Below are 22473 nucleotides of genomic sequence, written 5' to 3' on the forward strand. Positions count from 1 at the left end.
CTGAAAGACACCATGAACACCACATTCAAGACCCTGTCCATCACCGTTGCCCTCGCCGCGTCCCTCAGCCTCGCCGGCTGCGCCACAGGCTCCGGCAGCATGCCCATGGACCACGGCAGCTCCAACCCCATGTCGAGTACCATGCCAAGCGCCGGCACCATGCCCGGCGCCAGCGCCGACCATAACCAGGCGGACATCATGTTTGCCCAGATGATGATCCCGCACCACGCCCAGGCAGTGGAGATGAGCGGCATCGTCCTGGCGAAGCCCGGGATGCCCGCAGAGGTGACAGCGCTCGCCACGAAGATCAAGGCCGCCCAGGCACCGGAGATCGAGCAGATGACCGGCTGGCTTAAAGCCTGGAACGTGCCCACCATGATGAGCGACCACTCGGGACACGGCATGACCGGCATGGTGGACGATGCCGGCATCGAGAAGCTGGAGTCCGCCACCGGGACCGACGCCGCGAAACTGTTCCTGGAACAGATGATCGGCCACCATGAGGGCGCCATCGACATGGCCCGGCAGGAGATCAGCGCCGGCAAATTCCCGGACGCCGTGAAGCTGGGCCACGACATCGTGGATGCCCAGCAGGCCGAGATCACACAAATGAAGCAGCTGCTGACCGTTCTGTAAGCTGCCCGGCGGGCGCCCGGCTTCAAAACACGCAACGGCGCGGCAGCGGCACCCGGCCACGGGGCCGCCGCCGCGCCGTTGCGTGTTAAGTTGAAAGGCACGGGCCCACCGGTCCTGCCACCAGCTGGGAAAGAGAACATCTCCTTGGACAATTCCGCGCCAGTCAAGATCCTGACCGTCTGCACCGGGAACATCTGCCGCTCGCCCGTGGCCGAACGGCTGCTGCAGGCGGGGCTGGACCAAGCCGTGCCGGGAGGGTTCCAGGTGGCGAGCGCCGGCACCCGGGCCATGGTGGGCGAACCCATGCAGCCCATTTCCGCGGAGATCGTGCGGACCTACGGCGGGGATCCGGAAGGGTTTGCCGCACGGCAGCTCACCCCCGCCATCCTGCGCGGCGTGGACCTGGTACTCACCATGACCTCCGGACACCGCGGCGAGGTCCTGCAGCTCGATGCCTCCCTCCTCAAGCGCACCTTCACCATCCGCGAGTTCGCCCGTATGCTCGACATCCTGGACCAGAGGGACACGTCCGCGTCCACGGACAACGCGGCCGACGACGACGGCTGGCTGGCTGCCCACACAACCCGTTGGCGGGGATTGCCGGCGCGTGCCGCCGGGGTGCGGCACCTCTCGCTCCCCGCAGATCCCGCCGAGAACGACATCGTGGACCCGTACCGCCGGCCGCCGGAGGTGTACCGGCAGATGGAGGACCAGCTGGCCCCCGCCATCGTGTCCATCCTGCGCCACGCCCGCCTCAATTCCCCGGTCCGCGGGGACGCAGCCGGCGCGCCGTAACGAACCGTGGGTGCCCGGCGGCCCGGCGACACGCCCCAGGTGACAGTTTGGACAAGCCTGTAGCCAACAGGGGTATCACTGGCGGACACTGATCCCACCCGCAACACGATGAGGTGGAGGCACCGCATGAGCACGCCTGATCCAACCGGACCCGCCGGTCCCCCCACCCGCCCGTCCGTGCCCCACCGGCCCGCCTGGCTTGCGGCCCTGGGCCGCCGCCGCTGGATCGCCGCCCTGCTGGCACTGGTGCTGGTGGCGGCCGCGGGGATCGCGGTGTTCAGCCTCAACCGCACGGGCAGGGACGCCGCCCCCGCGGCCACGCAAACCCAGTCACCGAGCGAAACGCCCACGCCCACACCCACGCCGTCCGAAACACCCCCACCGGCGCCCGCTCCGCCTCCTCCGCCGCAGCCGATTCCGGACCTCCCGGCGGCCGAGATGAATGTGCTGGTCATCGGCAGCGACAGCCGGGGGATCGCCCGGAACGAGGCAAACCACACCGCGGAGACCGGCGAGCCCTCGGACCAGCGCTCGGATTCGTTGATGCTGGTCCATGTGCCCGCGGACCGCCACACGCTCTATGTCATTTCGATCATGCGGGATCTGTGGGTGGACGTCCCGGGCGTGGGCGGCTCCAAGATCAATGCGGCCTTGGAGTACGGCGGCATCGACCTGACCACGCAGACCGTGCAGCAGTTGCTGGGCGTCACCATCGACCACACCCTGATGCTCGATTTCAACGGCTTCCGGGCACTTACGGACGGGCTGGGCGGCATCGACGTCAACGTCCCTTTTGCCTTCCAGTCCACTATCGAAACCCAGCATGTGTTCAGCCAGGGCATCAACCATCTTGACGGGCAGGCTGCCCTGGAGTTCAGCCGCGAACGCTACGCCTTCACCGACGGAGACTTCCAACGGGTACAGAACCAGCGGACCATGCTGCGCGCCATCCTGGCCCGGCTTACCGGCGGCGGCGCCCTGAACGACGTGAACGCGGTCCGGTCGCTGGTGGACTTCGCGGGCTGCTGCCTCACGGTGGACAAGGGCTTCGACCCCGTCCAGGCCGCCATCCTCGCCTACAGCCTGCGGAACCTGGACGTGAACGCCATCGGCACCATGACCCTGCCCACGGCCGGGACCGGCATGGCTGCCGGGCAGTCGGTGGTATTCCCCGATTATGGCGGCATCGCCGCCGTCGGTGCCGCACTGCGGGAGGGCAGGATCGCCGACTTCGCGGTCCCGTAGCCCTCCGCCCCAAGGCGGCCCCCCAACCTGGCCACCGCCTGTTCAGGACCGCCTCACCCCGGGTTTACCCGCAGGACCATGTCCGTGCGTCCGCCCGCGGGAACCTCAGGGTATGACTGAGAACTCCCGCACCACCGTTTCCCGCCGCACCGTCGTCAAAGGCTCGGTCCTGGCTGCCGCACTCGCCTCCGTCCCCGCCGCCGCCCAGGCAGCCGAAACCGGCCAGTCTCCCGCCGGCGTCGCGTTGGTCCGCAACCGCCTCACCCTCCCCAGCGGCATCGCCACCGGGGACGTCACCTCCGATTCTGCCGTCCTGTGGTCCCGCGCCTCGGGTGCCGGCCGGATGACTGCGGTCCTGCGGGCGGTGGACGACGGCGGCCAGGTCCTTCGCGGACGCGGTGCCTTTGAGCGGGTCCTCCGTGGCCCCCGCGCCACCCAGGCCTCAGACTTCACGGCCAAGGTCCATGCCGGCAACCTGCCGTCCAACACCCGGTTCGCCTTGGAAATCAGCTTCGAGGACGACGGCGGCGCGGCCAGCGAGACGGTCCTCGGCAGTTTCCGCACGGCCCCCGACACCGGGACGGTCAACGGCAAGGGCCGCACCGGTGGGGTGGGCAACAGCGGCGACGTCCCGGCGTCGTTTGCGCAGAGCTTCGTGTGGACCGGCGACACAGCCGGCCAGGGGTGGGGCATCAACGAGGAGGTCGGCGGCATGCGCGGCTACCGGGCCATGCACCAGACCCGGCCGGACTTCTTCATCCACTCCGGCGACACCATCTATGCCGACGGTCCCATTGCGGAGACCGTCACCGAAAAGGACGGCCAGGTCTGGAAGAACCTGGTGACCGAGGAGGTCTCCAAGGTGGCCGAGACGCTGACCGAGTTCCGCGGCAGGCACCGCTACAACTCCATGGACGCCAATATGCGCGCGTTGTTCGCCGACGTCCCGGTCATCGCCCAGTGGGACGACCACGAGACCCACAACAATTGGTACCCCGGCCAGGTCCTGGATGACTCCCGCTACACGGTGCGGGACGTCAACACCCTCGCCGCGCGCGGCCGCCAGGCCTGGCAGGAAAACATGCCCATCGCGGACAGCTCCGCCCTGTGGCGGCCCGGCACGTTCGACGACGCCGGCACGTACCAGCCGGCCCGCATCTACCGGAAGATCTCCCGCGGGCCGCAGCTGGACATCTTCTGCCTGGACATGCGCACCTACAAGTCCCCCAACACGGATGGCAAGGAGCCCTATGCCACCTCCATCCTGGGCCGGGAGCAGGTGGACTGGCTCATCAGCGAGGTGTCCAAATCCAAGGCAACGTGGAAGGTGATCGCCAACGACCTGCCCCTGGGCGTCGTGGTCCCGGACGGACCCGTGAATGAGGAAAGCGTCTCCAACCGCGACCCCGGCGCACCCTTGGGCCGCGAGCTTGAACTGGCCGGGGTGCTCAGCGCCTTCAAGCGCAACGGTGTGAAGAACACTGTGTGGCTGACCGCCGACGTGCACTACTGCGCCGCCCACCACTACTCCCCCGAGCGGGCGGCCTTCACCGACTTCGACCCCTTCTGGGAGTTCGTGGCCGGGCCCATCGCGGCGGGCTCGTTCGGTCCCAACGCCATGGACGGCACGTTCGGGCCGGAGGTGGTGTTTTCCAAGTCCGGCCGCTTCGCCGGGGAGTCCCCGCGGGACGGCGAAAACCAGTTCTTCGGGCACGTGCAGCTCGGGGAGGACAACAGCTTCACCGTGAGCCTCCGGAACGCCAACGGCGCCACCGTGTTCTCCAAGACCCTCACGCCCCAAAGGTAGGTGTTCCGGCCCCATCACCCTGGTGCCGGGCCGACGGCGGGTGCGCGCGCCCCTGGCGCCGGGACCGCCGTCGGCCGTTATTTTCCGCCGTTCCCTGGGTACGCCGCACATAGTGGGGCTTCGGCACGGCAAACGGACGGGGTGGTTCCTTGAACGGCGATTCTTCGAAGAAAGACATTTCGGGCGGCGGCCCGTCCGGCGACGACGGCTTGACAGCAGCGGTCAGGGCAGCCGGAGCGGTGGAGCTGCTCCTGGTCCGGCACGGCGAAAGCGAAGGCAACGTGGCCGCCACGGAGGCCCGGGACGCGGGAGCTGAGGTCATCGACGTGCCGGCCCGCGATGCCGATGTGGACCTTTCCGGCACCGGGAAGGACCAGGCAAAGGCGTTGGGTGTTGCCCTGTCCCGGATCGCGGAAGGGTTCCGTCCCGACGCCGTGGTCTCCTCCCCCTATGCGCGCGCTCGTCAGACAGCCCGGATCGCCGTGGAAACGGCAGGCTGGCCGCTGCAGGTTCGGATTGATGAACGGCTGCGGGACCGCGAACTGGGCATCCTGGACCGGCTCACCCGGCTGGGCGTGGAGAACCGCTACCCGGTGGAAGCCGAACGGCGGGACTGGCTGGGCAAACTGTACTACCGGCCGCCGGGCGGGGAATCCTGGGCGGACGTGGCGCTCCGGCTGCGGTCCTTCCTGGCAGAGCTGAATGGCCTGGGTGCCGGCCACCGGGTCATGCTGGTGTGCCATGACGCCGTGATCATGCTGTTCCGGTACGTGCTGGAAGGACTCACGGAGAGGGAGTTGCTGGACCTCGCGGCCACCGAAGCCATCCTCAATGCCTCGGTAACCAGGTTTGTGCGCCCCTCCGGTGAGGGACCGTGGACCCTGGAAAGCTTCAACGTGGCCAGCCACCTGGCCGAGCAGGGCGTCGCTGTCACCGAGCATGCGGGAGACACCAGTGTCCGGCCCCGCTGACTCCGGCACCACCCTGGTCACCCCCTCGCTCCTGCGCGAGTGGCCCCTGCCGGCACCCGGCGCAGACAAGTACTCCCGTGGGTCGGTGCTGGTGATCGGCGGGGCCCGGACCACCCCTGGCGCGGCGCTGCTGGCCGGCACCGCCGCGCTGCGGGCCGGGGCCGGTAAACTCACGCTGGCAGTGGCCGGGTCCGTTGCCGTGCAGCTGGGGGTCGCGTTGCCTGAGTGTGGTTGCATCGGGCTGCCCGAAACTGCGGAAGGTTCCCTCAAGGCGGAACTGGACCCTGTTGCCGCGTATTTGGACGGCGCGGACGCGGTCTTGGTCGGACCGGGCTTGGATGACCCGGACCTTGCGGCGGAACTGCTGGTGGCGATGCTTGACCGCGAGTCGCCCGGTACGGAACGGCCCGCCGTCGTCCTCGATGCCTACGCCCTCGGCGCCCTGGTGCCGCTGGAAGACCGGCTGGACCCCTGGCGCGGCCGGCTGGTCCTGACCCCGAACCCCACCGAAGCGGGAATCCTGCTGGGGCGCGAGGTGGCGGACCTTGAAAAAGACCTGGCCGAGGTCTCCGCCCGGTTCGGCGCCGTTGTCAGTTGCCAGGGCCTGATCACGCAGCCTCCAGGCTTCGACGACGGCCCGGGCCCCTGGAAGATCACCACGGGATACGGCGGCCTTGGCACCTCCGGCAGCGGGGATGTGTTGGCGGGGACCATCGCCGGCCTCCGGGCGAGGGGAACCACCGGCGCCCAGGCGGCATGCTGGGGGACGCACCTGCATGCGGCCGCCGCGGACCGGCTGGCCAGCAGGCGGGGCCCCATGGGGTTCCTGGCCCGCGAACTAGCCGGGGAAATGCCTGCGTTGATGCTGGAACTCAGCACCTGATTCCTGATGCCGGGGCACCCGGCCGGTACGTGACCGGAACACAGGGAGGCCGGACGCGCGGATGGCCCCCGGCCGAAGCCGGGGGCCACCGTGTCGGGAAGTACAGGCCTCAGCTGCCGATGCGCTGTCTGGCGCTGTGGCGTGCACAGTGTGGCGATCCGCCCCATAAGGCAGTCAACAGGTTTGCCCGCCTCCCGAGCCTTTGTTGTCTAATACTGATTTTCTAGCACTCGGAGCGCGGGCCTTCAAGTGCCCGTGCGGTCAATCCCTGGTGGGGTCCGGCCGGAGCGGCGCCGGCCCGGGATCGGGAACGGGCAACGGTCCCGGCGACGGCGGTGCGGGGAACGGATGTGGCGACGGCGGCCCGGGCGGGCGGGGCTGGGTGGGATCCGGGGAGCTCGGCTCCGGTCCGGGTTCGGGCGGAAACGGCTCAGGTTCGTGCACTGGCGGGATGGTCATGGAACTTCCCCTCTCAGGCTGGGCAGATGTGCCTTGGACTGATCAGGATACGCCGGACATGCCCCGGCAACCACCCGTCAGGACGGCAAGGCACCCACCAGCCGCAGCCAGTCCCCCACTTGCGCCGGGTCCGCCTCGCCGCAGCTGAAGCCGACATATCCGTCCGGGCGCACGGCCACCATGCCCCGGCCCGGATGGCTGCTGAGCCGGTGGACATGGACCATGGGGCTGTGTCCCGCACGCGCCGGCAACGCCAGGGCATCCAAGGCGTCCGGGCCGGCATCACGCTCCAGCAAGAGATGGACCCCCGGGAGGGCCGTCAGGTCATGCAGGCGCACTTCCCGTCCCGCCACCGAGGCCGGCGCGTCCGGCAGCCGGTCGCCGGGCCGTGGCCACCGGACCGACCGGGGTGTCCCGTCAATGGAGACAGCGCTGCTCCGGTACCGCACGAAAGGCTGGGCCAGGAGCCTGATGCCCTTGGACGTGAGCCACTGCCGGCGCAGCAGGAACGGCAGGACCGGCGCCAACGCAGGAAGAATGCTCCGGGCCAGCCGGGCGGCAGGGTGCGGCGAGGCCTCACCAAAAAAGATGACGTGGGTCAGGGCAAGGACCTGCCGGGCAGCAAGCCGGCGCTCCTGGTGGTAGGAGCTGAGCAACTCAGGGAGGGGCCCGCCGGCCGTCGAGGCGAAGCCGAGCTTCCAGCCAAGATTGAGGGCGTCGAGGATGCCGTTGTTCATGCCTTGACCGCCGGCCGGAGAATGTGCGTGCGCGGCGTCCCCTGCCAGGAAGACGGGATCGACGCCGAACGAACTGGCAAGACGGTGTTGAAGCGCGACCTGCGCCGACCACCGTACGTCCCGGACCGCGGCGCCCAGCCCCGAGACCCTGACGAGGCGTTCCACTTCCCCTGGCGGGACGGCCGGGCCCAACTGGCCGAACAATGCGGCGGGTTGCGGGTCCGCGGGCCGGGTTGCCAGCATGCGCCAGGTGGCTCCTTCCCCAAGGGCGAAAAGGAAGGTCAGCCCGGCGCTGCCGACGGCGACGTGCAGGACCCCCGGGTCCAGGGGCCCGTCAAGTTCCAGGTCGGCCAGGACAGCCTCCACCCGGTAGGGACCGCCCTCCCAGCGGGCGTCCGTGATGCTGCGGACGGTGCCGGCCTGCCCGTCGCAACCGGCCAGGAACCGGGAATCATGCTCTTCCCGGCCGCCCCCGTCGCGGTAAAGCTGCGCCCGGACCATGCCTCCTTCTGGTTGTACGCCGCCGCGGCCGAGCCCGCGGAACTCCACGCCCCAGTCCACGTGAACGCCCCGCTCCTGGAGTGCCTGCCACAGCACGGCCTCGACGTCGGCCTGCCGGACCAGGGTCAGGTGCGGGAAGGCCGTGTCCGGGAGGTCCGCGTGGCCCAGCCGGGCTTCGACGATACGCCGGCCCAGGTGGAGCCGCGCTTCCGGGGTGGTATCGGCGCGGCGGAGCAGTTCTCCGGTGACTGCCAGCGGCCGCAGCCCTTCCAGGGCGCGGGCATGGAGCATCAAGGCCCGGGACGGGCGTGTCAGGTGCGGGCGGCGGTCCACCACCCTGACGGAGGCGCCATGCGCCTGTGCCTGGAGCGCGGTGGTGAGCCCGGCGGGACCAGCGCCGACAACGAAGACGTCGGTGTCCGGCGTCGGTCCTTGCCCGCGTCCCATGGCTGCCGGGCCCTCACACTGCGGGGAGGAGCCGCCACCAAGCATGTTCGGGGTGGGCGGCAAGGCGCATCCGGGCGGGGTCGGCCAGGGCCTCGTCCCGGTGCAGGCCAGGGAGGATTTTGAAGCTGATGGATCCTGGGACGCTGACCAGTTCAAGGACCCGCCAGAGGGCGGCGGCGTAACGGCGCGCCTGCTCGGCACCGTCCCACTCGTACAACCCGCGGTAGGCGCCGAAGGTATCGTGGGCGCACCACAGCTTGGACACGAACCCCGGGAACCCCACGAACAGCGGGGTGTTCAGGAGGCTTTCGGCCTCGAACAACCTGTGCGCCCGGCCGCGCACCAGGCGCAGGGTGAAGGTGACTACGAGTACGCAGGGCTCCGCGGCGGGAGGGCGGCCGACGGCGGTCTCCCGGTAGACCCGCGCGGCGCTCCCGTCCGCGAACCGCAGCATCCGGCCCACGTTCCCCGCAGGCAGGTGCACTTGCCTGCGGGCAAGCATCAGGGCGGACGTCCCCACGCATTTAGCCACGGCCAACCAGGCTTTGGCCCGGGGAGCCGGGCCGGATTCAAAGGACATGGCGCCCCCTTTCCTTTCGGTGTACACCCCAGCCTGACCGGGACCGCCGCAGGCGTCCCAGAGTCTTTCGTCCCGTGCGGTCCGGTCCGCCGCTCCCCCGTCAGCGAACGGCCTGCGGACTTGCAGGGACGGGTCTATATATTGAATCCATGACCTCCACCCCGCTGCAGGATTCCACCGGCACCTCCGTCCCGGCACCCCCGGTTGCCAAGAAGATTCCCACCGAACGCACCCACCACGGGGAGACCTTCGTGGACAACTACGAGTGGCTCCGGGACAAGGAATCCCCGGAGGTGGTGGCGCACCTGCGGGCCGAAAACGAGTACCAGGAAGCGGTCACCGCCGGCCAGGAGCCGCTCCGCGAAGCCATATTCCAGGAGATCAAGGGCCGCACCCAGGAAACCGACCTTTCCGTCCCGCACCGGAAGGACGGCTGGTGGTATTTCAGCCGCTCGGCAGAGGGCAAGGAATACGGCATCCACTGCCGGGTGAAGGCGCAGGACACCGGGGACAAGGTGGCCGACTGGACTCCGCCGGCCGTCGAGGCCGGCATGGGTATCCCGGGCGAAGAAGTCCTGCTGGACGGCAACGTCGAAGCTGCGGGCAAGCCGTTCTTCTCGGTGGGCGGCACCGCCGTGACCATCGATGGCCACCTTTACGCCTACGCGGTGGACAACTCCGGCGATGAGCGCTTCACGCTCCGGATCAAGGACCTTCGCACCGGCACGCTGCTGCCGGATGTCATCGAGAACATCTTCTACGGCGTCTCCTTCTCCCCGGACGGCACCCGCCTCTTCTACACCGTGGTGGACGAGTCCTGGCGCCCCTACCAGGTCAAGTCCCATGTCCTGGGCACGCCCGTGGCCGATGACACCGTGGTGTACCAGGAGGACGACCCCGCCATGTGGCTGGGCTTCGAGCTCTCGGCGGACCGGCGCTACCTGGTGCTCGGCATTGGCTGCTCGGAGTACAGCGAGACCCGGCTGCTCCGTTTCGACGACCCCGCCGCAACGGTCAGCACCGTCATTTCGCGGGACGAACGCATCCTTTACGAGGCAGAACCCTTCCTGCTGGACGGCGAAGAAAAGATCCTGCTCACCCACAACCGCGGCGCCATCAACTCGATGGTCTCCCTGACGGACCCGGCTGAGCTGCACAAGCCGCTGGCCGAACAGACCTGGCAGACCGTCGTCGAGCATTCCGACGACGTCCGCGTCAACGGCGCAGGCGTCACCTCCACCCACCTGATCGTCTCCGTCCGCAAGGACACCATCGAGCGGGTCCAGGTGATGGGGCTGGCCGGGCTGGGCACGCCCGCGCAGCAGGCCCCGGTGGAGCCTGCCTTCGATGAGGAGCTGTACACCGCCGGGGTGGGCGGCTCGGACTACGACGCCCCGGTGATCCGGCTCGGCTACACGTCCTACTTCACGCCGTCGCGGATCTACGACTTCGTCCTCCCCACCCCCGAACTGCCCGCCGGCGACCTGCTGCTGCGCAAGGAAAGCCCGGTACTGGGCGGCTACGACGCAAGCGACTACATCGCCACCCGCGAATGGGCCACCGCCGGCGACGGCACGCGCATCCCGCTCTCCGTCCTGCGGCACAAGGGCGTCAAGCAGGATGCGACGGCAGCGGGCCTGGTCTACGGGTACGGCTCCTACGAGATGAGCATGGACCCCGGATTCGGCATCGCCCGGCTGTCCCTGCTGGACCGTGGCGTGGTATTCGTGATCGCCCACATCCGTGGCGGCGGCGAATTGGGCCGGCACTGGTATGAGGACGGCAAGAAGCTCACCAAGAAGAACACCTTCACCGATTTCATCGACGCCACGGACTGGCTGGCGAACTCCGGCTGGGTGGACCCGGCGCGGATCGCGGCCCTGGGCGGTTCCGCGGGCGGCCTGCTGATGGGCGCCGTGGCCAACATGGCGCCGGAGAAGTACGCGGCGATCGTGGCGCAGGTGCCGTTCGTGGATCCGCTCACCAGCATCCTGGACCCGGACCTGCCGTTGTCCGCCCTGGAGTGGGAGGAATGGGGCAACCCCATCACGGACCCCGAGGCCTACGCGTACATGAAGTCCTATTCGCCGTACGAGAATGTGCGGGCGGTGGCTTATCCCAAGATCGCGGCCGTGACGTCCTTCAACGACACCAGGGTCCTGTATGTCGAGCCCGCCAAATGGGTGCAGGAGCTGCGGAACAAGACCACCGGGTCCGAGCCCATCGTCATGAAGATCGAGATGGACGGCGGCCACGGCGGGGCCTCCGGACGCTATGTGCAGTGGCGTGAGCGTGCGTGGGACTACGCCTTCATCGCCGACGCCCTGGGCGCCACCGGGCTGCTTCCAGGCGCCGGGCTGAAGCAGTAGCGCCTGCCAGCCACCGCCCTGTTCCCGGAAATGCTCATCATGCTTACCATTGTGGGGCACTTGTTTTCCGATCCGGGCTAATGTCCGGGCTACCAAAAGGGGCAGGCATGTCATTAAGCAAGGGAACGCACGTGGAGTGGAACACTTCACAGGGCAAGACCCACGGCAAGATCGTGGAAAAGAAAACCAGCGATTTCGAACTCGACGGCAACACGCACCGCGCCAGCGAGGATGAGCCGCAGTATGTGGTGGAATCGGCCAAGACCGGCGCCCGCGCGGCGCACAAGGCATCCGCCCTGACCGAAAAGAAGTAGGCCCGTGGCTGCCCGCCACGAGGTTGTCATTATCGGTGGCGGCAACGCCGGCATCTCGCTGGCGGCCAGGTTGCAGCGCTACGGCGTCCAGGATGTGGTGGTGGTCGAACCCAAGGACCACCACCTCTACCAGCCGCTGTTCTCGCACATCGCAGGCGGCCGGGCGCAGGCCCGGGAAGCCGTCCGGACCCAGGAGTCGGTGACACCGGCGGGCGTCACTTGGATCCGGGATGCGGCGGTGGACGTGGACGCCAACGCGAACACGGTCACCCTGGCGTCCGGAGCCTCCGTTGGCTACGGGCAACTGGTGGTGTGCCCGGGGCTGCAGTATGACTGGGACGCCGTTCCAGGCCTTGCCGACGCCGTGCACTCGCCACACGGCGCCTCCCATTACGAGTTCGACCTTGCCCCCAAGGCCTGGACCCTGCTCAGCGGCCTGGCCTCCGGCACCGCCGTGTTCACCATGCCCGCCGGGCCCGTCAAGTGCGCCGGAGCCAGCCAGAAGCCCATGTACCTTGCCTGCGACTACTGGCGGGAGCAAGGCGTCCTGGACAAGATCCGGGTGGTGATGGTCCAGCCGTACCCCACCGTCTTCGGGGTACCGGAGGTGGACCGGGAGTTGGACCGAAAGATCGCCGAGTACGGGATCGAGCTGCGGACCAACAGCGAACTGGTTGCGGTCAACCCCGGCGAGCGCAGGGCAACCATCCGCAACCACGCCGCAAACATCACCGAGGAGCTTACGTACGACGTCCTCAATGCCGTCCCGCCGCAGTCCGCCCCGGACTGGCTCAAGGCCACGGACCTGCCGGCCTCCGGTGGCTCCGGCGGCTTTGTGGAAGTGGACCGCCAGACGCTGCGGCACCTGCGGCATGACAATGTGTGGTCTTTGGGCGACGCTGCGGGGACCACCAACTCAAAGTCCGGCGGCGCATTGCGAAAGCAGGCCACGGTCCTGGCGAAGAACCTGGTGGCCGCCCGCAAGGGAAAGCCGCTGCGCGCAAAGTATGACGGGTACTCGGTGTGCCCGTTCACGGTATCGCGGGACACCGTGGTGTTCGCCGAATTCGACGACCAGTACCGGGTCAAGCCCAGCATCCCGCACGTTCCCACCTGGAATGAGAGCAGGCTGTCCTGGGTGGTGGACCGGGACCTCTTCCCGAAGATCTACTGGAACCTGATCCTCAAGGGCCGGGCGTAGGTTCCCTTTCCCGGCTCCATTCGGCGGCCAGGACGGCGTAGACCAGTTCGGTGGCCCACTGGCCTTTGTAGAACCACTTGTCCACATGCCGCGCCTCCAGCCGCATCCCCAGCCGCTGGCAGAGCGCCGCGGAGGCGGTGTTGAGCTCATCGAGCCGGGCCTCGATCCGGCGCAGGCCGAGGTCCCCGAAGCCGAGGTCCAGGACCGCTGCTGCGGCCTCGGTGGCGTATCCCTTGCCGCGCGCCTGCGGTGCCGTGGACCAGCCGATTTCCGCCTGCCCGCGGCCCGGGAGCCACTTCAGTACCACTTCGCCCAGGAGGCCCGGCTCATCTTTGGCCTCGATGGCCAGCGACAGCCAGTCGCCCTCCTTCTCGTACACGAAGTTGGCGTACTTGCCCACGTACTCCATGGATTTGGTGTAGCTTTTGGCCGGTCCCGGCAGGAAACGGGCAGTCTCGGCGAGTGAATGGTAGGCGTGGAAGGCGTCCAGGTCGCGGCCTTCGAAGCGGCGCAGGACCAGCCGGTCGGTGCGGATGGGCAGCAGGATCTCCGGCATGCCGGCTACCTGTTTGAACCGACGACGGCGGCCGTCGCCTCGGCGATCGCGCGTTCCTCATCCGTGGGAACCACCAGGACGGGGATCGCGGAGGACGGTGCGGATATCACGCGCGGCTCCCTTGACCGTTTGGCGTTCAGGCCGGCGTCGAGCTCGATGCCCAGGGCGCCCAGCCGGTCCGCAACGAGCGCCCGGAACTGGGAGGAGTTCTCGCCAATCCCGGCGGTGAATACCAGCGCCTTGGCACCGCCGACGGCCACGTGGTACCCACCGATGTACTTGGCCAGCCGGTAGGATGCCACCGCCAGCGCCATGGCGGCTTTGGCGTCCCCGGATTCGGCGGCCTCCACCACGGTGCGCATGTCATTGTTCCCGGCCAGGCCCTTCAGCCCCGATTCCCGGTTCAGCATGGAGTCGATGTCCTCCGGCGTCCACCCGGCGCGGCCCAGGAACACCAGGATGGAGGGGTCAAGGTCGCCCGAGCGGGTGCCCATCACCAGGCCTTCGAGCGGGGTGAAGCCCATGGAGGTATCCACGGACTGTCCACCCCGGATGGCGGTGACCGACGCGCCGTTGCCCAGGTGGGCGATGACGCCGTCGAACTCCTCCGGGGGAAGGTCCAGCAGCGCGGCCGACCGGCGGGCAACGTACTCGTGCGAGGTGCCGTGGAAGCCGTACCTGCGGATCCCGTGGTTGGTGTAGAGCTCGTCGGGGACGGCGTAGCGCCAGGCGTGTTCGGGCAGGGTCCGGTGGAAGGCGGTGTCGAACACGGCCACCTGCGGCATGTCCGGCCATTTCCTGGTGATGGCACGGATGCCCAGGACGTTGGCGGGGTTGTGCAGCGGCGCCAGCGGGTTGAGGCGTTCGATGGCACGGGTGATCTCGTTATCGATCAGCACGGGTTCGGCGAACCGCTCGCCGCCGTGCACCACCCGGTGGCCCACCGCGCCCAGTTCCAGGCCACCCAGTTCCTGGTGGATGGCGGCATCCACCAGCTCCAGGGCCTCCGCGTGGTCCCGCGGGCCCTCGATCTCGCCGTCGCCTCCGCCGCCGTTGCCCATCCCGATCTTCTCGATCAGCCCCTCGGTGAGGACAGTCCCGGCGGCGACGTCGCGGACCTGGTACTTCAGCGACGACGAGCCGGAGTTGATGACGAGCACGAGCATGCGGGGCCTCCTCAGCCTGGCGTCAGCAGTTCAAACCCCACTATAGGTGGCGCCGCTAACGGTCAGTCAGCAGCAGCGTGTTCCCGTCCGGGTCCTGGGCCGTGAAGAAGAGGCAGACATCCGGCGAGCCCGTAATGGACCCCACCGGGACGCCCTGCTCCGCCAGCTCCGCGCGCTTGGCGTCCAGCTCATCGACTGTGAAGTTGCACGTCGCCCACGACAGCCCCGGAGAAACCTGGATGCCGCTGTCCGGGCCCATCAGCGTTACGGATGCGGTTCCGCTGCCGGCAAGGAGCGCCGAGAATCGGTTCGCGTCCGCGACGGTGAGTCCCAGCATGCGGCTGTACCAGTGGGCCGCCACCTGAGGGTCGCGGACGGGGATGAAGGCGGTGGTGATGGCTGTACCGGGCATGCCAGTGATGGTAACCGATGAGTGCACTCTTTCCTTGCGCATGCACCCCGGGTGTGCCTATGGTCGGCGGACAAGGCTGGACCACGGCGAGAGGACATTTCCATGACGAGCGAGCCCACTTCGATCGACGAAAACGACCCCACCAACACGGGATCCAGCAGCACCGCCCCGCTCAATGCGGGCTCCGGCTCCGGGAAGAAAGACCCCACCGTGGTGGAGGGGGCCAACCCCGCCCTGGACGATACGGGCAACCTCAAGGCCGCCGAAACCGGCGAGGCCCCGCAGGCACCGGAGCACCCGGAGGACCTTGACCTGACCCCGCAGGGCCTCTCCGACGAGCCTGCCAAGGAGGAAGATCCGGAGAGCATAGCCAAGCCGGACAACAGCTAGGCTCCCCCATTCCAAAGGACGACGACGGCACTTGCGCAAGTGCCGTCGTCGTCCTTTGTGCATGGCGCCCTAGGACGCCGGTGCCTCTGCAGGGACCTGCGCCCGTTCCGGCCCGGCATCGCGGGCCTGCGCCTGGATGGCAGTAATGGCCACCGTGTTCACGATGTCCTCCACCGTGCAGCCGCGGGAGAGGTCGTTGACCGGTTTCCGCAGCCCCTGCAGGACCGGCCCCACGGCGACGGCGCCGGAGCTTTGCTGCACCGCCTTGTACGTGTTGTTGCCGGTGTTCAGGTCCGGGAAGATGAACACCGTCGCCTGGCCGGCCACGGAGGAACCGGGCATCTTGGACGCGGCAATGGAGGCGTCGACGGCGGCGTCGTACTGGATGGGCCCCTCCACGGCGAGGTCGGGCCGGCGGGCACGCACCAGTTCGGTGGCCTGCCGCACCTCGTCCACCGCTTCACCGGATCCCGAGCCGCCGGTCGAGTACGAGAGCATGGCCACCCGCGGCTCCACCCCGAACTGGGCGGCGGTCTCGGCCGAGGCCAGGGCAATGTCCGCAAGCTGTTCGACGTTCGGATCCGGGTTCACGGCGCAGTCCCCGTACACCAGCACCCGGTCCGGCATCAGCATCAGGAACACCGAGGACACGATCTTCACGCCCTCGCGGGTCTTCACGAACTCCAGCGCGGGCCGGATGGTGTGCGCGGTGGTGTGCGCGGCGCCGGACACCATGCCGTCCACCACTCCCAGCTGGACCATCATGGTGCCGAAGTAGCTGACGTCCTGCATGATCTCCAGGGCCTTGGCCAGGTCCACGCCCTTGTGGGCCCTCAGCTCGGCATACTTCTCCGCGAACTTCTGCCGCAGCTCCGAGGTGGCGGGATCGATGACGGTGATTCCTGACAGGTCGATGCCGTTGGCTGCGGCCAGCTCGCGGACGTCCGATTCGGGCCCCAGGAGGGTGAGGTCGCAGACGTCCCGCCGGTGCAGGATCTCGGCTGCGCGGAGGATCCGGACATCGGTGCCCTCGGGCAGGACCACATGGCGGCGCTGGGCCCGGGCGCGTTCGATCAGGTCGTGCAGGAACCGCAACGGGGTCATGCGTTCGGCCCGCGGAAGGTGCAGCCGCTCCACCAGTTCGGCTTCGTCCACCCGGCGGGACCAGAGGCCAAGCGCCGACGCTACCTTGCGGCGGTGCCCGGACCAGATCTCGCTGCGGACCTCGGAGACCCGGCGCGCCGTCTGGTAGGTGTCCTCGTCCGCCGCGAACACTGGAAACGGCGCTTGCGCCAGGAGCGGATAGATGTTGGCATCCGGCGCCAGGCCGCCGGTGAGGATCAGCGCGGACGCCACGGGGAACTCCGGCGAGAAGGAGGATGCCAGGCAGGCCACCATTACGTCCGCCCGGTCACCAGGCACGATGACCAGGGCCCCCTCGTCCAGGACGTTCAGGAAGTTGCCCACGTTCATGGCGGCAACCTTGATGTCCTTGACGTCGCGTTCCATATCCGGCGTTCCCGCGATCTGCCGGACACGCAGGGCCGTCGCCACCTCGCCCGTTGTGGGCCGTGCGATCTCTTCGAGTTCGGGCAGGATATACACGGGCCGGCCGGACGCGCCCGGCTTCAAGGCCGCGGCAATGGCATCCAGGTCAGCGGCGTCCGCCCTGTTGACCATGATGGCCAGCAGCGAGCAGCGTTCGGCGGCAAGTTCCTTGCGGGCAACTTCCACGGCGGCGGCAGTTTCGGCAACCGTCCGCCCCTTCGCGCCCACCACGGCCACCACGGGCGTGGCGAGGTTGTTGGCCAGCCGGGCATTCAGGTCGAATTCGACGGCGGAGTCCTGGCCCACCAGGTCCGTCCCCTCCACGATCACCACATCGCAGTGCCGGGCAATGTCGGCGTAGATCTCCACGCACAGGGCGTCGATCTCCGCGCGGTTGCCTGCCGCGAGGAGTTCGCGGACCTCCGCATAGGTCAGGCCGCCGCGGCACAGGTCATCGTCCAGGGCAAACCGGGCCTTCATCAACGCCACCATGGGGTCGTCCGCGGCGGAGGGGCCGTGGACCACGGGCTTGAAGAAGCCGATCCTGTCCGCGTGCCGGTGCAGGGTGTCCGCCAGGCCCAAGGCCACCAGGGACTTGCCCGACCCTGGGGTGGTTGCGCTGACGTAGATGCCTTTGGCCATGGTCCGCCCTTTGCTGTGCTTGCTCGTGCCGGTCCTCCCATCCTTGCACTACACGCGCCCCGGGGGCACACGTGCGCGCGGCCCACCCTTGACACCGGCCCCCCTCATGGGATTACCTAATGAACATTCGGTAAATAAAGCTGGAGGCAATGACGCATGGCTGAAGCAACACTTTCCGGGGCCACCCACCCCATCCTGGAAAACGACTACGCCTCCGAATGGATGGGCATCGAGGTCCTCGCCCTCAGCGACGGCCACGCCACCATCCGGATGACCCTCCGGCAGGAAATGCTCAACGGCTTCGGCATGGCCCACGGCGGAATGATCTTCGCCTTCGGCGACACCGCCTTCGCCCTCGCGTGCAACCCCATCCAGCCTGCACCGGGCGAGGAAAACACCATCACGGTCGCGTCCGGCGTCGACATCAATTTCCTCAAGCCGGCATTCCGCGGCCAGGTGCTCACCGCCGTCGCGGACCGCCGCTCCAGCGCGGGGCGCAGCGGCCTGTACGACATCCAGATCTTCGCCGCCGACGCCGCCGCGGCCTCCGAAACCCACCCCAGCTCCCCGGGCGAGCTCATCGCCGAGTTCCGTGGACGCAGCCGCACCATCCCCAAGAAGTAGGAAAACCATGACCCTGCATGCCCCCGAAACCCCCGCCGCTGCCGGCATCGACCCAGGCCTGGACCGCGAAGAGACCATCTCCCGCGACGAACTCGAAGCCCTCCAGCTCAGCCGCCTGCAGCACACGGTGGCCTACGCCTACGACCGGGTCCCGCTGTACAAGCGCAAGTTCGACGACGCCGGCATCCACCCCAGCGACCTGCGCGAACTTGAGGACCTGGGCAACTTTCCCTTCACCACCAAGGACGACCTCCGCGCCGAGTACCCCTTCGGTATGTTCGCCGTGCCGCAAAGCGAAGTAGCCCGGATTCACGCCAGCTCGGGCACCACCGGCCGGCCCACCGTCGTCGGCTACACCAAGCAGGACCTGGCTGATTGGGCCAAGCTGGTGGCCCGCAGCTTCCGTGCCTCCGGCATCCGCCCCGGCATGAAAGTCCACAACGCCTACGGCTACGGCCTGTTCACCGGCGGCCTGGGCGCCCACGCGGGCGCCGAAGCCCTGGGCTGCACCGTCATCCCCATGTCCGGCGGCCAGACCGAACGCCAGATCCAGCTGATCCAGGACTTCAAGCCGGACGCCATCCTGGCCACCCCCACCTACCTGCTGACCATCGCCGACGCGATGGCGCACATGGGCATCGACCCCGCCTCCACCTCGCTGAAGTTTGCAGTCCTGGGCGCCGAGCCGTGGACACAGGAGATGCGGCACGAGCTCGAAGTGATGATGGACATCAAGGCCTGCGACATCTACGGCCTGTCCGAGGTCATGGGTCCGGGCGTCGCCGGCGAAGCGGTGGAAACCCAGGACGGCAGCCACATCTGGGAGGACCACTTCCGTCCCGAGATCATCGATGCCTTCAACCCGGTGGCCGGCAAGGAGAACGTCCTGCGCGACGGCGAACACGGCGAGCTGGTCTTCACCTCGCTCACCAAGGAAGCGCTGCCGATCATCCGGTACCGCACCAAGGACCTCACCCGCCTGCTCCCGGGAACTGCCCGCCCCGCACACCGCCGGATGGGCCGCATCACCGGTCGAAGCGACGACATGATCATCCTGCGCGGCGTGAACCTCTTCCCCTCCCAAATCGAGGAAATCGCCCTCCGCATCCCCGAACTCAGCCCGCACTTCCAGCTCGAGCTCACCCGGCCCGAGGGCCAGCGGATGGACCAGCTGACCGTCCGGATCGAACGCCGGGACACCGTCACCGTTGAACAGAGCACGACGGCGGCCCGCACCTTGAAGGAGCAGATCAAAATCCACGTGGGGTCCTCGTGCACCGTGGACGTAGTGGAACCGGGCTCGCTGGAGCGGTCCAACGGAAAGCTGCGCCGCATCTACGACCTCCGCCCGAAGGCTTAATGGTTCCGGTGGCGCTGCGCCGTCCCCGGACCTACCGACCGTTCGTGAGAAACTAGCCACTATGCCCAGCGCCAGCAGAACTGCCAGCACCGCCGATACCCCAGCCGCCCACGGAACAGCCGCCAACGGCACCAAGCGGGGCCGCCCCGGCTATGACCAGCAGTCTGTGCTGCGCATCGCCGTCGACGTCTTCAACCGGCACGGCTATGACGCAACCTCGATGGGCATCCTGGCCGAGAACCTGGGCATTTCCAAGTCCGCCATCTACCACCACGTGCCGTCCAAGGGCGACCTGCTCAAGCTCGCGCTGGACCACGCCCTGGGCGGGCTTGAAGCCATCCTGGAGCAGCCGGAGGCCACTTCCGGGGCGGCCGATGCCCGGCTCGAGTTCGTGCTGCGGCAAACGGTGGCCGTGCTCGTGGAGCGCCTGCCGTTCGTCACCCTGCTGCTGCGCCTGCGCGGAAACACCGAGATCGAACGGGACGCCCTGGAACGGCGCCGGACCTTCGACCACAAGGTGGCCGGCCTGATTTCGGCTGCCCGCGACGAAGGATCGCTGCGCGCAGACATTGATCCCCGGACCGTCTCGCGCCTGCTGTTCGGCATGATCAACTCCATCGTGGAGTGGTACAAGCCGGGCGGTTCGCTGTCGCCGGAGAAGCTCGCCGACGACGTCATCACCGTTGCGTTCGACGGCCTGCACAGCAAAGGATAGGAGCCTGGTCCAGCACGCATCACCGCTGATAATAAGCGTGCTTGGTATTTTCCCGGCTCCCCCGCTACGGTGGTAGGAAGCCACCACCCGCAGGGAGGTCCTGATGAGCCAGGCCAGTGATCGGCAGCGTTCCCGCCGCCTCCAGGCAGCAGCTGCCGCCGGAGTGCTCACGGCCGGCCTTGCATTGGGCGGCTGCACCGGAACGCCAAGTCCTCCGGTCCCCAGCAGTTCCTCCCCAAGCCCGGCACCGTCGTCGTCCGCGGGCAGTTCCGCCCCGGCTTCCGGGACGCAGGCACCGGGCGGCGACGCCGGCACCGCGGCGGGCAACCTGCCCCAACTCGTCGAGAACCTGTCACCGTCCGTCGTCACCATTTTCACGCAGAGCGGTCTTGGCAGCGGCGTGGTGTACTCAGCGGACGGGCTGATCCTCACCAACGAGCACGTCATCCGTGGTGCCACCACAGTGGAAGTGGGCTTCGCCGACGGGCAACGCGTCGAAGGGACCGTAAAGGCAAGCGACGCCGTCACCGACCTGGCACTGGTGCAGGCCAAACGCACCGGCCTGCCGAAACCGACCTACCAGACCAACCTGCCCAAAGTGGGCGAGGGCGCCCTGGTCCTTGGCTCACCCCTCGGGTTTGAGAACACGGCCACCGCCGGCATCATTTCCGGGCTTCACCGCTCCATCCCAGGCTCCGCCTCCAACAGCCTCTCCCTGGTGGACCTGATCCAGACGGACGCACCGATCAGTCCGGGCAACTCCGGCGGCGCCGTGATCAATATGCGCGGCGAGGTGATCGGCATCAGTGAGGCCTACATTCCGCCGTCCGCGGGCGCCGTTTCGCTGGGCTTTGCCATTCCCGCCGCTACCGCCGTGGACGTGGCGGAGGAACTACTGGCCAGCGGCACTGCGAAGCATGCCTACCTCGGCCTGACTCCGGGCGAGCTTACGGCACAAATTGCGGACCAGCTGGGCATCCAGGGCGGATCCGGGGTGGTGGTGCTCGCAGCCGACACGGACGGACCCGCGGGACGGGCAGGAATCCGGCCCGGCGACGTCCTGCAGTCCATGGAGGGCGTGGAACTCACCACGCCTGAGAAGCTCCTGGCGGAACTGCGCAAGCGCAACCCCGGCGACACCGTAGGCTTCAAGGTCAAGCGCGGCGACCAAAGCCTGGACATCAAGGTGGACCTCACCGACAGGCCCGCCACCAATACCACCCGATAGGAAAGGAAAAGCAGATGAGCCACCCAAAGGAAGAACCCGAGGCAGGGTACATCGTTCCGGATCCCTCGAAGCTCCGCGAAGACATCGCCGGTGATTCAGGTGACGAGGCCAACGCAATCCGCTTCAGTGAGGAACAGGCCCTGATCGAGGAACAGTCCCACGGCATCCGTCCGGACACCTACAGCGTCCCGCCGGGAGGCCCCACCATGGACGAGGCCAGGGGCAACATGGACCTCTCGGACCGCAGCGAAGAAGGCCACGGTACCGGGCGCGAGGATGACAGCAGCGACGACGGCCTGCACGGCGGCGCCGAAAGCTGACACCAAGGTCAAACGTTCCATAAAACCGCAGCAGGGGCGCCCCGATGAGACCGGGGCACCCTTGCTGCAGTTTTGTCCCTTGGTGCCTAGACCTGGTATTCCGGATTCGCCACGAGGTTCTGGTGGACGCAGAGGATGTTGTGCTCAGTGTCCATGAACCACGCGCATTTTTCGGATTCCGTGGTGCAGATGTGGTTTTCCGTCCTCAGGGTGGGAAGGTCATAGTCCTGGAACATCACGCCCCTGGCCTCCATGTCACGGACGGTCCCCTCAATGTCGGCTACCTCGAAGCTCAGCGCTGTGTGCTCGGAGTGCTTGCCATCGGAGACGGGCATCAGCTGCAGCAAGGGGCCGCCGTCGGTGCCGAGTAATTCGCTTCCATCGTCTGTCATTCCGCGGTGCGGGAGTCCGAGCTTTTCGGTGTAGAAGCTGCGGGCGCGGGCTGCGTCGTCGACTGGCAGGATGGTTGTGGCTGTGCTCATTCTAAGGTTCATGTGGCCACCTCCTACGGGCAGAATCTTACGCCCGGGCTGCCGGAAAAGCCCCTCCCCAATACGCCCGCTCACC

The 22473-nt window shown here is 68.1% G+C and carries 22 protein-coding genes; 15 read left to right on the forward strand and 7 right to left on the reverse strand.

The window, feature by feature from the left end; translation table 11 throughout:
- Positions 1-12: 12 nt before the first annotated feature.
- From AC4EEV_RS07150 to AC4EEV_RS07175, 6 genes are all read left to right on the forward strand, one after another.
- Positions 13-636 (forward strand): DUF305 domain-containing protein, encoded by a 624-nt coding sequence (locus tag AC4EEV_RS07150; RefSeq protein WP_491330527.1) that lies wholly within the window; start codon positions 13-15, stop codon positions 634-636.
- Between the two features lie 144 nt (positions 637-780).
- Positions 781-1431 carry an arsenate reductase/protein-tyrosine-phosphatase family protein gene (locus tag AC4EEV_RS07155; RefSeq protein WP_018761709.1) on the forward strand — a complete coding sequence of 217 codons (651 nt, stop codon included), beginning with the start codon at positions 781-783 and terminating at the stop codon, positions 1429-1431.
- Between the two features lie 126 nt (positions 1432-1557).
- Positions 1558-2676 carry an LCP family protein gene (locus AC4EEV_RS07160; protein ID WP_491330528.1) on the forward strand — a complete coding sequence of 373 codons (1119 nt, stop codon included), beginning with the start codon at positions 1558-1560 and terminating at the stop codon, positions 2674-2676.
- Positions 2677-2788: 112 nt separating this feature from the next.
- A complete protein-coding gene (locus AC4EEV_RS07165; RefSeq protein WP_491330529.1) occupies positions 2789-4483 on the forward strand; it encodes an alkaline phosphatase D family protein in 1695 nt (564 codons plus the stop codon).
- A gap of 149 nt (positions 4484-4632) precedes the next feature.
- Complete coding sequence (locus AC4EEV_RS07170; RefSeq protein ID WP_491330530.1) at positions 4633-5454, forward strand: histidine phosphatase family protein; 822 nt, start codon at positions 4633-4635, stop codon at positions 5452-5454.
- Complete coding sequence (locus AC4EEV_RS07175) at positions 5423-6337, forward strand: NAD(P)H-hydrate dehydratase (RefSeq protein WP_491330531.1); 915 nt, start codon at positions 5423-5425, stop codon at positions 6335-6337. The genes AC4EEV_RS07170 and AC4EEV_RS07175 overlap by 32 nt, the downstream gene beginning before the upstream one ends.
- A 536-nt stretch (positions 6338-6873) precedes the next feature.
- On the opposite strand, the gene AC4EEV_RS07180 is transcribed toward AC4EEV_RS07175, so the two are convergent.
- Both AC4EEV_RS07180 and AC4EEV_RS07185 read right to left on the reverse strand, forming a co-directional pair.
- Entirely contained in the window at positions 6874-8481 is a 1608-nt protein-coding gene (locus AC4EEV_RS07180; protein ID WP_491330532.1) for an FAD-dependent monooxygenase, read from the reverse strand.
- 13 nt (positions 8482-8494) lie between these two features.
- Positions 8495-9061 (reverse strand): hypothetical protein, encoded by a 567-nt coding sequence (locus tag AC4EEV_RS07185; RefSeq protein ID WP_491330533.1) that lies wholly within the window; start codon positions 9059-9061, stop codon positions 8495-8497.
- A 149-nt stretch (positions 9062-9210) separates the two neighbouring features.
- Here AC4EEV_RS07185 and AC4EEV_RS07190 point away from each other — a divergent pair, with 149 nt between their 5' ends.
- The 3 genes from AC4EEV_RS07190 to AC4EEV_RS07200 all read left to right on the forward strand — a co-directional run bounded on the left by AC4EEV_RS07190 (position 9211) and on the right by AC4EEV_RS07200 (position 12945).
- Positions 9211-11430, forward strand: a complete 2220-nt coding sequence (locus AC4EEV_RS07190; protein ID WP_491330534.1) for a S9 family peptidase — start codon at positions 9211-9213, stop codon at positions 11428-11430.
- Positions 11431-11537: 107 nt separating this feature from the next.
- Positions 11538-11744 carry a hypervirulence associated TUDOR domain-containing protein gene (locus AC4EEV_RS07195; protein ID WP_026264575.1) on the forward strand — a complete coding sequence of 69 codons (207 nt, stop codon included), beginning with the start codon at positions 11538-11540 and terminating at the stop codon, positions 11742-11744.
- A gap of 4 nt (positions 11745-11748) precedes the next feature.
- Positions 11749-12945, forward strand: coding sequence for an NAD(P)/FAD-dependent oxidoreductase (locus tag AC4EEV_RS07200; protein ID WP_018761718.1), 1197 nt, complete (start codon positions 11749-11751; stop codon positions 12943-12945).
- Here AC4EEV_RS07200 and AC4EEV_RS07205 read toward each other — a convergent pair.
- Genes AC4EEV_RS07205 through AC4EEV_RS07215 form a run of 3 tightly spaced genes read right to left on the reverse strand, consistent with a single transcriptional unit; the run spans position 12929 to position 15079 of the window.
- Positions 12929-13501 carry a GNAT family N-acetyltransferase gene (locus AC4EEV_RS07205; RefSeq protein ID WP_491330535.1) on the reverse strand — a complete coding sequence of 191 codons (573 nt, stop codon included), beginning with the start codon at positions 13499-13501 and terminating at the stop codon, positions 12929-12931. The genes AC4EEV_RS07200 and AC4EEV_RS07205 overlap by 17 nt on opposite strands.
- A gap of 5 nt (positions 13502-13506) precedes the next feature.
- Positions 13507-14667, reverse strand: a complete 1161-nt coding sequence (locus tag AC4EEV_RS07210) for an acetate kinase (protein ID WP_018761720.1) — start codon at positions 14665-14667, stop codon at positions 13507-13509.
- Positions 14668-14722: 55 nt separating this feature from the next.
- Entirely contained in the window at positions 14723-15079 is a 357-nt protein-coding gene (locus AC4EEV_RS07215; RefSeq protein WP_491330536.1) for a VOC family protein, read from the reverse strand.
- Between the two features lie 102 nt (positions 15080-15181).
- Between AC4EEV_RS07215 and AC4EEV_RS07220 the strand changes: the two genes are divergently transcribed.
- Complete coding sequence (locus AC4EEV_RS07220; RefSeq protein WP_018761722.1) at positions 15182-15469, forward strand: hypothetical protein; 288 nt, start codon at positions 15182-15184, stop codon at positions 15467-15469.
- Between the two features lie 69 nt (positions 15470-15538).
- On the opposite strand, the gene pta is transcribed toward AC4EEV_RS07220, so the two are convergent.
- Positions 15539-17659, reverse strand: coding sequence for a phosphate acetyltransferase (gene pta, locus AC4EEV_RS07225; protein ID WP_491330537.1), 2121 nt, complete (start codon positions 17657-17659; stop codon positions 15539-15541).
- Positions 17660-17815: 156 nt separating this feature from the next.
- On the opposite strand from pta, the gene AC4EEV_RS07230 reads away from it, so the two are divergent.
- From AC4EEV_RS07230 to AC4EEV_RS07250, 5 genes are all read left to right on the forward strand, one after another.
- Complete coding sequence (locus AC4EEV_RS07230) at positions 17816-18283, forward strand: hotdog fold thioesterase (protein ID WP_018761729.1); 468 nt, start codon at positions 17816-17818, stop codon at positions 18281-18283.
- Positions 18284-18290: 7 nt separating this feature from the next.
- Positions 18291-19643 carry a phenylacetate--CoA ligase PaaK gene (paaK, locus tag AC4EEV_RS07235; RefSeq protein WP_018761730.1) on the forward strand — a complete coding sequence of 451 codons (1353 nt, stop codon included), beginning with the start codon at positions 18291-18293 and terminating at the stop codon, positions 19641-19643.
- Positions 19644-19704: 61 nt separating this feature from the next.
- Positions 19705-20358 carry a TetR/AcrR family transcriptional regulator gene (locus tag AC4EEV_RS07240; RefSeq protein WP_018761731.1) on the forward strand — a complete coding sequence of 218 codons (654 nt, stop codon included), beginning with the start codon at positions 19705-19707 and terminating at the stop codon, positions 20356-20358.
- A 103-nt stretch (positions 20359-20461) separates the two neighbouring features.
- On the forward strand, positions 20462-21586 hold the full coding sequence (locus tag AC4EEV_RS07245; protein WP_018761732.1) for a S1C family serine protease: 1125 nt from the start codon (positions 20462-20464) through the stop codon (positions 21584-21586).
- A gap of 14 nt (positions 21587-21600) precedes the next feature.
- The gene (locus AC4EEV_RS07250) at positions 21601-21906 is read left to right on the forward strand and encodes a hypothetical protein (RefSeq protein ID WP_018761733.1); all 306 of its coding nucleotides are present in this window, start codon (positions 21601-21603) and stop codon (positions 21904-21906) included.
- Positions 21907-21992: 86 nt separating this feature from the next.
- Here the strand turns inward: AC4EEV_RS07250 and AC4EEV_RS07255 are convergent, their stop codons facing one another.
- The gene (locus AC4EEV_RS07255; protein WP_491330538.1) at positions 21993-22388 is read right to left on the reverse strand and encodes a VOC family protein; all 396 of its coding nucleotides are present in this window, start codon (positions 22386-22388) and stop codon (positions 21993-21995) included.
- Positions 22389-22473: the final 85 nt, after the last annotated feature.

The organism is Pseudarthrobacter sp. MOO14 (assembly GCF_058267675.1).

Coding starts and splice junctions, on each gene's coding strand:
- AC4EEV_RS07150 (WP_491330527.1), top strand. CDS start 13: ATGAACACCACATTCAAGACCCTGTCCATCACCGTTGCCCTCGCCGCG.
- AC4EEV_RS07160 (WP_491330528.1), top strand. CDS start 1,558: ATGAGCACGCCTGATCCAACCGGACCCGCCGGTCCCCCCACCCGCCCG.
- AC4EEV_RS07165 (WP_491330529.1), top strand. CDS start 2,789: ATGACTGAGAACTCCCGCACCACCGTTTCCCGCCGCACCGTCGTCAAA.
- AC4EEV_RS07175 (WP_491330531.1), top strand. CDS start 5,423: ATGCGGGAGACACCAGTGTCCGGCCCCGCTGACTCCGGCACCACCCTG.
- AC4EEV_RS07180 (WP_491330532.1), bottom strand. CDS start 8,481: ATGGGACGCGGGCAAGGACCGACGCCGGACACCGACGTCTTCGTTGTC.
- AC4EEV_RS07185 (WP_491330533.1), bottom strand. CDS start 9,061: ATGTCCTTTGAATCCGGCCCGGCTCCCCGGGCCAAAGCCTGGTTGGCC.
- AC4EEV_RS07190 (WP_491330534.1), top strand. CDS start 9,211: ATGACCTCCACCCCGCTGCAGGATTCCACCGGCACCTCCGTCCCGGCA.
- AC4EEV_RS07195 (WP_026264575.1), top strand. CDS start 11,538: ATGTCATTAAGCAAGGGAACGCACGTGGAGTGGAACACTTCACAGGGC.
- AC4EEV_RS07205 (WP_491330535.1), bottom strand. CDS start 13,501: ATGCCGGAGATCCTGCTGCCCATCCGCACCGACCGGCTGGTCCTGCGC.
- AC4EEV_RS07210 (WP_018761720.1), bottom strand. CDS start 14,667: ATGCTCGTGCTCGTCATCAACTCCGGCTCGTCGTCGCTGAAGTACCAG.
- AC4EEV_RS07215 (WP_491330536.1), bottom strand. CDS start 15,079: ATGCCCGGTACAGCCATCACCACCGCCTTCATCCCCGTCCGCGACCCT.
- AC4EEV_RS07220 (WP_018761722.1), top strand. CDS start 15,182: ATGACGAGCGAGCCCACTTCGATCGACGAAAACGACCCCACCAACACG.
- pta (WP_491330537.1), bottom strand. CDS start 17,659: ATGGCCAAAGGCATCTACGTCAGCGCAACCACCCCAGGGTCGGGCAAG.
- AC4EEV_RS07230 (WP_018761729.1), top strand. CDS start 17,816: ATGGCTGAAGCAACACTTTCCGGGGCCACCCACCCCATCCTGGAAAAC.
- paaK (WP_018761730.1), top strand. CDS start 18,291: ATGACCCTGCATGCCCCCGAAACCCCCGCCGCTGCCGGCATCGACCCA.
- AC4EEV_RS07240 (WP_018761731.1), top strand. CDS start 19,705: ATGCCCAGCGCCAGCAGAACTGCCAGCACCGCCGATACCCCAGCCGCC.
- AC4EEV_RS07245 (WP_018761732.1), top strand. CDS start 20,462: ATGAGCCAGGCCAGTGATCGGCAGCGTTCCCGCCGCCTCCAGGCAGCA.
- AC4EEV_RS07250 (WP_018761733.1), top strand. CDS start 21,601: ATGAGCCACCCAAAGGAAGAACCCGAGGCAGGGTACATCGTTCCGGAT.
- AC4EEV_RS07255 (WP_491330538.1), bottom strand. CDS start 22,388: ATGAGCACAGCCACAACCATCCTGCCAGTCGACGACGCAGCCCGCGCC.